At 41.8% G+C, this 10,989-nt stretch carries 10 protein-coding genes and 1 pseudogene; 5 read left to right on the top strand and 6 right to left on the bottom strand.

Annotation, left to right across the window (positions count from 1 at the left end):
• The 4 genes and pseudogenes from AT710_07695 to AT710_07680 form a co-directional block, all read right to left on the bottom strand.
• A pseudogene (locus tag AT710_07695) lies at positions 1-185 on the bottom strand.
• A gap of 127 nt (positions 186-312) precedes the next feature.
• A complete protein-coding gene (locus AT710_07690) occupies positions 313-750 on the bottom strand; it encodes a 30S ribosomal protein S11 (protein KUO91045.1) in 438 nt (145 codons plus the stop codon).
• A gap of 38 nt (positions 751-788) precedes the next feature.
• Positions 789-1,334, bottom strand: coding sequence for a 50S ribosomal protein L13 (locus AT710_07685; protein ID KUO91044.1), 546 nt, complete (start codon positions 1,332-1,334; stop codon positions 789-791).
• Positions 1,335-1,346: 12 nt separating this feature from the next.
• Positions 1,347-1,712, bottom strand: coding sequence for a 50S ribosomal protein L18e (locus AT710_07680; protein KUO91043.1), 366 nt, complete (start codon positions 1,710-1,712; stop codon positions 1,347-1,349).
• 169 nt (positions 1,713-1,881) lie between these two features.
• On the opposite strand from AT710_07680, the gene AT710_07675 reads away from it, so the two are divergent.
• The 4 genes from AT710_07675 to AT710_07660 all read left to right on the top strand — a co-directional run bounded on the left by AT710_07675 (position 1,882) and on the right by AT710_07660 (position 8,125).
• Complete coding sequence (locus tag AT710_07675) at positions 1,882-5,073, top strand: hypothetical protein (protein ID KUO91042.1); 3,192 nt, start codon at positions 1,882-1,884, stop codon at positions 5,071-5,073.
• Between the two features lie 56 nt (positions 5,074-5,129).
• The gene (locus tag AT710_07670; protein ID KUO91041.1) at positions 5,130-5,624 is read left to right on the top strand and encodes a hypothetical protein; all 495 of its coding nucleotides are present in this window, start codon (positions 5,130-5,132) and stop codon (positions 5,622-5,624) included.
• Positions 5,625-5,652: 28 nt separating this feature from the next.
• Positions 5,653-6,999, top strand: a complete 1,347-nt coding sequence (locus tag AT710_07665; protein KUO91040.1) for a hypothetical protein — start codon at positions 5,653-5,655, stop codon at positions 6,997-6,999.
• A gap of 37 nt (positions 7,000-7,036) precedes the next feature.
• The gene (locus AT710_07660) at positions 7,037-8,125 is read left to right on the top strand and encodes a hypothetical protein (GenBank protein ID KUO91039.1); all 1,089 of its coding nucleotides are present in this window, start codon (positions 7,037-7,039) and stop codon (positions 8,123-8,125) included.
• 168 nt (positions 8,126-8,293) lie between these two features.
• On the opposite strand, the gene AT710_07655 is transcribed toward AT710_07660, so the two are convergent.
• Both AT710_07655 and AT710_07650 read right to left on the bottom strand, forming a co-directional pair.
• Positions 8,294-9,136, bottom strand: a complete 843-nt coding sequence (locus tag AT710_07655) for a hypothetical protein (GenBank protein ID KUO91038.1) — start codon at positions 9,134-9,136, stop codon at positions 8,294-8,296.
• A gap of 121 nt (positions 9,137-9,257) precedes the next feature.
• Complete coding sequence (locus AT710_07650) at positions 9,258-10,076, bottom strand: hypothetical protein (GenBank protein ID KUO91037.1); 819 nt, start codon at positions 10,074-10,076, stop codon at positions 9,258-9,260.
• A gap of 221 nt (positions 10,077-10,297) precedes the next feature.
• On the opposite strand from AT710_07650, the gene AT710_07645 reads away from it, so the two are divergent.
• Positions 10,298-10,906: a hypothetical protein gene (locus AT710_07645; GenBank protein KUO91036.1), complete on the top strand. Its 609-nt coding sequence runs from the start codon at positions 10,298-10,300 to the stop codon at positions 10,904-10,906.
• Positions 10,907-10,989: the final 83 nt, after the last annotated feature.

The raw sequence follows: 10,989 nt of genomic DNA, 5'->3' as shown, positions 1-10,989 counted from the left end.
CTCAAGTCGAGGGCTAGTTGCCTCAACTCCGTGAGGGTTAATCCCTTCTCATCCTCATGGTAGAAGTACGTGTCTGCCCATCGTAGGGTATTGTAGACCTCACAAGCCAACTCCAATTGGGCCTTTAACGCCCTCAGCGTTCGTCGATCGGTGTATGCTCTGAACCTAAACCCCACGATGGGCATCAGAAAAACAAAAACGTCAAATATTTAAAGTTATTCCCCCCTCATCCCCGCCATAAATTGCGAGGCTTTCCCCATGTGTATGATTGGGGGATTTATAAATGCTTTGCAGGTAAAGGAATGGATTTTATTACACTCTGCGGCCGCGCCTACCGCCTGGCGGCCTTATTGTATCGTGCGGTATTGGAGTTGTATCCTCTATCCTGCCTATCATTAAACCAGCCCTAGCAAGCGCCCTAATGGCGGCAACAGCTCCTGGACCAGGCGTTTTAGGTCCATAACCGCCCGGCGCCCTTACCTGTATATGGACAGCCGTAACTCCGCGCTGAATGGCAACTTGTGCGGCCTTATATGCAGCCTGCATTGCTGCATAGGGGCTCGGTTTATCCCTGTCGGTCTTTACTACTTGCCCACCGCTAACCCTAACAACTGTCTCTGCCCCGGTTAAGTCAGTGATTATGATTATTGTATTATTGTAACTAGCATATATGTGGGCTACTCCCCAATGCATCTTTCTAGGTACTTGCACTTGGCTCAATTCCTGCGGCTGCTGAACCTCGCTTTGCATTGCTGCTTGCTCCATGGTTTGCTCTTGTCTTTCCTCACTCATTTCTGTTCACCCTTATTGCCCTCAGTCTTTTTAAGTTTATCATATGACTCGCGCCAGGCAGACCAAGTCTTAGGATCAATACCCCTCCATAGATCCTCAAGGGTAGTATAGGGCGAGCCGGGGATCATGTGGAAATATGCCCCTTTTACGATATACTTGGTTCTCTTCTCGTATGCTGGAGGCGTGCCAAGATAGACCTTCACTAGACTTAATGCCTTCTTGCCCTTTTCCTTGTCATATGGCAACATTCCCCTTATTGCCCGCCTAAGAATTCTATCCGGCCTTCTAGGAGTCTTTGGGCCAGTTCTTTCTGGATTATAATGAGTCCTGACCTCCGTTAATTTCTTTTTGTACTGCTCAAGAATTGTATTATAATCACCGGTCACTATTGTTCTCTCCGCATTAATTACAATGACCCGCTTACCCTTTAACGCCAACGAAGCAATAGTGCTGGCTAACCTACCCATTACGTGATTAGTGGCATCTATCACTATTTCATTTTCTTGCGGAGTAACCCCCTTTGAGATAACTTGCATCGACATCTATCATTCACCTCAAGTTATTATCTTGGCCCCAGTGCCTTTTGGATTCTTCTTAACTAGCTCTGAGATGTTTATGGCATCACCGCCCACCATCTTTATCTTGCTTGCCGCATCCTTTGAAAACTTAAATGCAGCAATGGTGACCCGCTTCCGTAACTCGCCGCTACCCAATACCTTGCCGGGAACAATCACCACATCATTATCTGCGGCATACCTGTCTATTTTACTTAAATTAACCGATACCCTGCTCCTCCTTGGCTTCTCCAATATATCGGCAACATATCTCCATATGGCGGCACCGGTCTGAGCAGATGCCTTTCTAAGAAACCTAATAAGCAGCCGTAGCTCCACATTGCTTGGACCTGTTGGATTAGGCACGAAAACAGCCACCGATTTGGGTTTTATAAATTTGATGACAAAGAAGTAGATGCCTATGTTCAATCCCAATTTAATGGGAACTAATACTTGGGAATATTTTTCGTTTTGTTCTTATATCCTATAATTACGAAAAATTAATTAATCCTTTGCCCAGTTATTTGGCTGATATATGAGGATAATTACTATATTAGCCATCATAATACTATTGGGCATTAGTTCCGTGGTTTTTGGACTAGAACTAAATAATNAGGAATTAGTAAGTGTCGCGGCTGGCGGCAATTATGTAGTGGCAGTTGGTTATACACAATCAGGTTCTGGAGTGATAAACGTATTTACCGTTAATGATGGTCAATTAACCTTGTTAAAAAGCATTACCCTACAAAGCGAATTATATGGGGTTGCATATGGAAATAATCAATTCATGATAGTGGGAACAAGCAGTAATGGAAAGCCATTTATAGGAATCTTCAATCCATCGACAGGCAGCATAGCTGACCTCAGCGGATCATTGGGAATTAGCCAAGGATCATTATATGGGGTTGCATATGGAAATAATCAATTCATGATAGTGGGAACAAGCAGTGGAACGGCATTTGCTGCAATATATAATGGATCATTTCATCAAATTAAGTTACCAAGTGATTACACATCATTATACTCGGCAGCTTATGGTGGCGGCGAATTCATGATAGGCGGATCAACAAGTAATGCGGGAGCCCTAGGCGCATACTATGATGGAACATTTAGAGATTATTCATCTATGCTGCCGAGCAACATGTTTGCCGTAACTGCGGTAGCTTATGGTGGCGGCGAATTCATGATAGGCGGCTATATATCCTCAGGGAATTATACGTATGGCGAGCTTGGGGAAGTAACGAATAATAGCTTTGTCATAATTAATGCGTTTAATTCACAATTTGCATCGATAAATGGACTCTCCTATGGCTATGATGAGTTCCTCATAGAGGGGGGCCTAACTAATGGATATGGGGGAATAGGGTATTATGGAGCCGGAGAGGGAGGTATAGCGTTAGAGGTTAGCAGCACTGAGCCTCTTTTTCCAATGGTAATATATGGAGCAACACCCATTGGTGCAGGGTTATTTGCCTATGTAGGCAATGATGGGCTTAACAGCGTAATAGGAATAGTTAAACCGCCATCTATTTATAACGTAACCATAATAATTAACTCATCTACGACCCCTACAGTAACCCTCAACGGCATCACGATTAAGTCCAACGTAGCGGAGTTCCATTTATTTCCAGGGACCTATCAATTAGAGACGGAGGCGCCTGGGTACTATAACTTATCTCAATCTCTCTACGTTAACAATAACTTGAATTATACAATTAACCTGCAGAGGATTAAGTATTGCCGCTTATCGATTAATGCTACTATAAATGGAACTAGTATTCCGGCTAACATAACTATCAATATGGAAAGCCAGCCCCCAAATCAAGATAGGTATTCCTTCTCTATTAATGGTACTGCAACGCTATTGGTGATTTGCAACTCATATAATTACGGCATAAGTGGGAAGTACTTGGGGCCCCTAAGCGGCTCAATTAACCTAGCGAGTAATAAGTCATTGAATATATCATTGATGCCGGTGGTGGCTCTGAGGATCATGGTCCCAAGAGTGGAGGGACAATATCTAATATACTTGAGGGGCGCGCTTAACGAGAACTTGACCCTAGTTAATGGTTCTAGCCTATTGATTTATATACATAGGATAGGAAATGAGACTTATCAAGCATATAGGCGCATAGATGGTGTCCTCCAATTCCTTGGCTCAACTAGCCTAGAGATGCTTCCAGGACAGTTTGAGATAAATGTGACGTGGCTGACGCCAATCATAAACTACTTTAACGTAACGTCAATTGGTCTCGGTAATAGCGACTTATTAATAAGGTATGGATTATCTCGGTATGGAAATGTATCCATAATGCTTAATGGAACCAATATATTGACAGCAAGTGGGATTAATGGCAATGAATCGATATATTTCAATAAAAGCGGTAACTATGATATATGCATTTATTCATGGGTGACCTTCAACGGAGAGGAAAAGCCAACATATGGTCCGCTTTGCATCGTAAAGCATGTAGAGGTTTACTATAGGTTATCGATCATAGATGAATCAGGCCTTTTAACTAACATTAGCGGCTATTACAGGCCAAACTCCACAATCCCATTAAATATAATGAGCACAGTGAATCTCCATAATGATACTAGGTTGGTTTATAATGGATCAATAATAAATGGCAAGGCAATTCAATCCAATAATTTCAATATTACCCTTAACTCCACAATAACCACCGCTCAGATAAGGTGGATTAAGGAGTACCTGGTTAACATAAAAATCTATGGCGGTAAAAGGATGATTAATTCAACAATTAATTGGAGAATTAAGGGAACGCTTTTGACTTTTCCTCCATTAATCACGTTTATGAACCGCACTAGATTGGTTCTGATTAACCAATCAAGTATATTGGTGGATGAGCCGATTAATGCATCAATTCTATATAGGTTGGAGTACCTGGTTAACATAACTTGGAAATCACCGTTAGGAACAATCAATACAACCACTTCATGGCTAGATAATGGAACTATATTATCATTAAGGCCCATAATGCTTACTTACACTAACGGGACAAGGCTTATATTCAATGAGTCTAATAATATAGTAGCAAATGAGCCTCTCAACATAACCATTGGTTTAAGGCTTCAATATTACTTGATCAACGCCACATACATAGATGGAAATGTATGGATCCATAATGGAACATGGATCGATAATGGATCGATGATAATAAATGAACCGCAGAACATCATATATCAAGGTAATCACACAAGGCTAGTGCTGATATCTACTAATGCATCTAAATTAGATATCTATAAGCCATTCAATATAATGAATAATTATGAGAGACAATGGTTAATAAACGCCACGATTGTGGATCTGAACGGAACAAAAATAGGCGAATTAATAGAATGGATAAGTGCAACTACCCCCATAATTAATTCGACGAAAATAGGAAACAACACCATACAAATTAAGAGACTTAAAATAGGGGGACCAGGTCAATACAATATTACTGCCCTCATAATCGAGAAGAAGCTNAGAATCAACGATGCACTTGGATTACCGCTGCCCCTAGCAAGAGTGGAAATTTACTGCAATGGATACGCCACAATCAATGAGACAAATTATCTTGGATACATGTATGCGATGATCCCCTNGGGCGAGAAGTGCACAATAATGAGACCAATGCTTGGGGACTTCAGCATATCACTAATCACAGCCACCATAATAATAGCCGCAGTCATGATTATAATCAGGAGGAGAATCCACGGCTGAGGATTTAGCCGCGAATTGCTCAACATGTTTATAAAGACAAAGCCAAGCCTATTATCATGAGTAATGAGATAGATATTGAATCAATTGAGGGGCAGATTAGGCAAGTCCAGCGAAGCGTAGCGGCCCTTAGTGATGCATTGGCTAATATAAGTAAATCCATGGAGGAAACCAAGTCCACGGTTAAGTCGCTTGAAGCCACTATTCAAGCTGGTTCAAAGGTATCGATAACTGACCTCCTTCGTGAGCTTGCATATATAGAGACTGGATTACTCGCATATAGGGATCACATATCCAGGGCAAGTAATCAATTAAGTGAATTAGTGGCCCAATTATCCAATACCGCTAATGAATTTAATGAAATAAAGGTAATGATGTTCAGCTCATTAGATGAGATGAAGAATAGCATTGCATCCTATGAAAAAACCATACGAGACACATTATTATTGGTTCAAGAGACTCAATTAGAGCTCTCCAATAAATTAAGCAGGATAGAGGACTCGCTGGGATTGNTGAGNAGCTATATAATGGAGCATCAGAATCAACAAAAATAATATATACCTGCTAGTAACTACTTAAGTCATGTCTTTATTGGGCGGCGGAGGAAAGAAATCGGAGCAAGCCATAAATAACATATTGCAAAGGCTGGAAATGATAGATAAATCGCTTAGTCAGCAAAACCAAACAATAAGCGTTGAGCTAGGCAATATAAGGAAGATAATACAAGGATTAGCAATTGATCTAGACAGGATAAATAAATCAATACAGGATTCAATGAAACTAGTCAGGGACGCCATAACAGAGGAGACCAATAGATTAAATGAGCTAAATCAATTATATAAGNAATTCGCCACCACTTCTGATTCACTGTCCAGCTCATTAATGCAGACGCTTAATAAATCCGATGAATTGATCAATTCAATAGGCAAATATGTTAATGAGGTTCAGTCGCAGTTAGATAAGGTCAAGGACACGTTGAGCAGCATAAATCCAACCCTTAATAGCATTGATATGAAATTGACCGATGGAGTAGATAAGTCGACAAAGATAATAAATGATTTATCCAGAGTAGATGCGTTATTAACTGAGCTTCAATCTCTTCACAAGCAATTAATGGAGAAGCATGCTGAGCTAGATAATAAATTGATAAATATATCAGCTAAGGAGGCTCAATTAACTGCTCAGGAAGAAGCCATAAAGAACGAGAAGGCCGAGATAGAGAGGCAACGCCAAGAAATAGAGAGGCAACGCCAACAGTATGAGCAGGTCAGCAAACTATACGTGGATTTAAGCAACTTAAGCTCAACATTGAATACCTCAGTGCAGGACTTGACCCAGCGGCTACAGGATTATGGCAATAAACTAGTTGAGCTTAATGAGCGTGAAAAGCAATTAAGGGAGGAGGAGCTTAATCTTAAGTCCCTTGAGAGGAAACTGGAGCTGGAGGCAGCCAGGATAGAAACCGAAAACATGAGGCTAAAGGACCTAAATAAGCGGGAGGAAGAGTATAAGCAACGCGTGGAGGAACTCGCCAAGAGGGAAGAGGAATTAAGAAGAAGGGAGGAGTACATAAACTCAACGCTGCAGGAACTGGAGAGAAGGGATAAGGAGCTAAAGGAAGCCGAGGAGAAGTTAAGCCGACAAAATGAGGAGATAACTAAGAAGGAGGAATACCTAAAGAAACTTGATGAGGAACTAACAATGAAGCGGAGAGAGCTGGAGGAGAAGCTGGAGCCACTCTTCACCAGATTAGTGGAAGAGGAGCGGAAACTCATTGATTGGGAAAAGAGACTAATGGAAAAGGAACGCGAATTAATGAATTACCAAAGAGCACTAGTTGTTAGGGAGGGAGCATTAATAGAGCTTCGGGAGAAGCTGGAGGAGGAGAAAGAGAAACTAAAGGATTGCAAACCATCACAGAGCAGTTAAGGCAAGGATTTATATAACTCCAAAAAAACTTCCCCTAATGAGGGATGAATCGGATATAGTTGATTTCTACATTGATGAATTAACAGATCACGAGATATACAAGGCATTAGCATCAATGGAAAAGAATAAGGAGATAAAGGCGGCACTCAATGAAATAGCCGAGACCGAGCTACGACACGCGGAGTACTGGAGAAATAAGGCAAAGGAGCTAAATATAGAATTGCATCCCAGGGTGTCTCGCTTCAAGGTATTCACATATAAATTGTTGAGGAGATTAATGGGCCTGGGCATCGTGCTTAAGCTAAGGGAGAAGGATGAAGAGAAAGCAGTTAATAAATACATTGAGGCCAGATTGAAGAGCAATGATTCAACCATGGATTCCATATTAATGGATGAGGTCGTGCATGAAGATTACTTCATTGAAGCAGCGACTGGCTTCAGCAAAAAACTCAGCAATATAAGGGACTTAATATACGGCATGAGCGATGGATTGGTTGAGGTCCTCTCAGCAATAGCTGGATTAGTGCCAGTGATACCTAATCCATTATTAATAGGCATGGCGGGGGCCATAGTTGGCGTCGCCGGCACATTATCCATGTCCATTGGAGCATATCTAGGCACTAAGGCTGAAGAAGACGCAAATAAGCACAAGATAGAGAACGCTAGGCTTGGCCTATCATTGCTATCCATAGGCGCCCTTAAGGATAGGGCAGTGGAGATGCTTGTGAAGAGCGGCATCCCAGAAGATGAGGCGGCTACCATAGCAAGCAGTTTACCGAATAATAAGGAGGCCATTTATAATATTCTCTCCATGAAGGAGAAGGAAAACATCAATGCAACTAATTCAGCTATCTATACTGGTCTATCATACTTGCTTGGCGCATTCATAGTAACAATTCCGTTCCCAACTATTGGTCTCATCGCTGGTCGATACATGGCACTTATAACTGCAATAATATTAATGATAGCGGCACAATCCATATCCGGATTAATTACATCATTGACAGGCAATACCGGCATAATCAGCAGCATGGCAAGGAACGCTGGCTTAAGTCTAGCCGCAACTGCGGGAACATTCTTAATAGGAACAGCCCTACATGTATTGGCACATATATCGGTAATCTAATCCCTTCACAACATGATGAGCAGAAAGCACCCTAAAGGAAATATTTTATGGCTCTATCAATGATAAAGCGGACGACAAACCTCGCCCTTCAGNACGGGGAGGAGGTCAGTATGGGCTTTTCATCTCTTGAAGCATCTTTAGGGATCCCTACGGCGTTAAGCATTATAGTTACTTCAATATTCCATCCTTTTCCAGCATATTGATTACACGACTAAAAGGAAGCACCAGTAATTTACCGTCACGGCGTGGCTTGCCTTTTCTGGTAATGATTATCACATTGCGATAACGAGAATACGGCTTGACCGGTAATTTAGGTACTCGATCCATTACCTTAACTAGATGCCTATTAAACCCTATTATTTCTAGATCATAAAGCTGCATGCCTATTCGTGGGCCCGGAACAACCAAGTACTTCCTGCTCCTGTAAAATCTCCAAATATTATATAAAACCTCGCTGCGCACATTGAATCTAACTCCACGAATCCTATGACCTTCTCGCAGTAAACCAAGGAATTTAGAGCCAAGCAGCATCTCGTAATACGGTGGATCATTAAGCAGCTCCACAATGAAATCGGATTCACTTGGNCTCTTTGGGTTGAAATTCAAATGAATAATGCCAGGCGATGAATTTCTCTCTTCCCCATAAGTTAATGATATGGGTACCCAAGTTGTTCCCAAGCGAATTAGGGCATCTATCTTTCTCCCGTTATAAATGCCGTTTAATTCCACCTCTAATCCCTGCCCCTCCACTGCCTCCTTGAATAAGTACGGTAAAGCCCTTCTTATACCTGATTTACCTGGCATTGATTTACGTATATTACTCAGTATTGTACCCATTATTTCCCTGGAGTGAAGCATCACTACACGATCAACTATGTCCTGGGTCACCGCTGCCCCGCTTCGCTTGATTTCCTCTATATCGCTCAGCAACTCTTGGAGAATCGCTTGATCAATATCATCAACGTAAAAAGCATTCCTTATGCGATCGATCAAGTAGCCAGCATCTATCATTTATCCACTTAATAGCCCAGACTCAACTATTTGAATCTTACCCAACTAAAACTAGGCATTTCATTCTTGAAGGGACAAGGATTTGCCGCTCTTTTCATGAAAATGGCGAAAGATGCATTAATTAAGCCGTAATTTTCCTGCCATTACGTAAATCAACAATTATCATTTTATCAAACTCAGGCTGTAGAAGCTCTTTATTTCCTGTTTCTAAGCCATAATCATCAACCAGTGTGGGGGAGGCTACGATTATATTGTCTTCGTCCTTCAATAGATACATATCAAGGTAATTCCTTTTTCGCTCATCACTCCACGTATTCCTACTATACATTGATGCAGCAAATAATTCTTCGCCTTTCTCCGATACATGCATCACACCTATATTGAGCGAAGTCCTTATTATTCCCAAATTACGCGATAATTGAGCTAATTCCATCAATGCGGCTTCGAGGTTCTGTGTCTTTTCATATATTGCGGATAATAGTATTAAGAGCGCTTTAGTGTCGCTTATCTCCCCCGTGCTGAGTTTATATCCAAACTCATCAGCCATGTACCCGGCTATTAGTAATTTATCCACACTGCCATTATGAACTAAATATAGGAAACCATCACCTACAAACACCTCATGGGGATGCGAGGAATCCACGTTTTTAGGTTCACCATCACTGGCCTTTCTTGCATGAATCATGCCGCTAATTGGGCCTGAACCAATTATGCTACGAATCCACGAGATATCGTCATCAAAGATGGGCTTGATGGATTTATAGAATAATTTGGCCAATGATCCTGGTCCTCTACTCACCAATACGATGCCCCAACCATCATTATGCATTTTGTCATCCCAAGTCGCCCTAGGATCGTGCTTCGCTGACTTAACTAATTTATCAATGATATCAATGAAGGCCTCAGCGCTTCTTAAATTGAAAATGGCTTGACGGCACATGTCCACTAATTGGCTCCGGCCATTATTAAATATTTCACTTCGCCAAGAACAGCGATCTTTTTACGGTTTTTGAGCGGAAAAACTTTTTGACATTTAGAGCCCCAGAGCCCCCCGAGCTTTAGGAAGGAGGTATCTGACCTCTTCCCCGCCCTTAAGGGCGAGGTTTGCTATTCGTTTTATCAGTCGCTAGACTTAATTGGATGCGATGAATTACCTGCTTCATGGCTGTAGCTACATCCATACGGGACGGCGTTGGCATAATAATGCTAAACAGGCCTGAGAAGAGAAATGCATTCAATAAAGATATGTTCGTTGAAGTGAGAAGCGCTGTGAATGTCTTGTGCAGCAGAGTTACAGGCCTAATCTTGACCGGAAACAAGTATTTCTCCGCTGGATTAGACTTGGTTGAAGTATATAACTTCACATCAGTGGAGCAAGCTAGACAATACTTTAATGAATTAATAAGCATGATTAACTCATTCGTTAAGTGCGAGAAGCCAGTGGNTGCACTAGTTAATGATTCGGCATATGGATTCAGCGTTGAGCTGCTGTACTTCATGGATAGGGTAATCTCATTACGATCAATTCAGTTCTCCTTGCCCGGCATCAAGTATGGAATAGTACCAGTGACCCCGGCATTTGCGCCTTACTTAGGCATACGCGCAAGGGCCTTCATTGATCCCGGGTTCAGCATGACCGCACAAGATGCTTACAGAACAAACGGAAAGCCTCGCCCTTTAGGGCGGGGTAAAAGCTTAAAAACCTCTTACTATTCCTCTTTAAGATGCCCTCTTCCGGTCAATTTCTTGGGAATGAGGAGCGGGAGCTGATTTCCCCCGCAATACCGGGAGAGGGCATCAAAGAAATTAAATGCACTAACAAGAGGACTAATGTGGTTCGCCTCCTACCAAAT

This window comes from Thermocladium sp. ECH_B (assembly GCA_001516585.1).
GTDB lineage: Archaea > Thermoproteota > Thermoprotei > Thermoproteales > Thermocladiaceae > Thermocladium.
The sequence above is the reverse complement of the archived record's forward strand: the minus strand, read 5'-3'. Positions and strand labels throughout refer to the sequence as shown.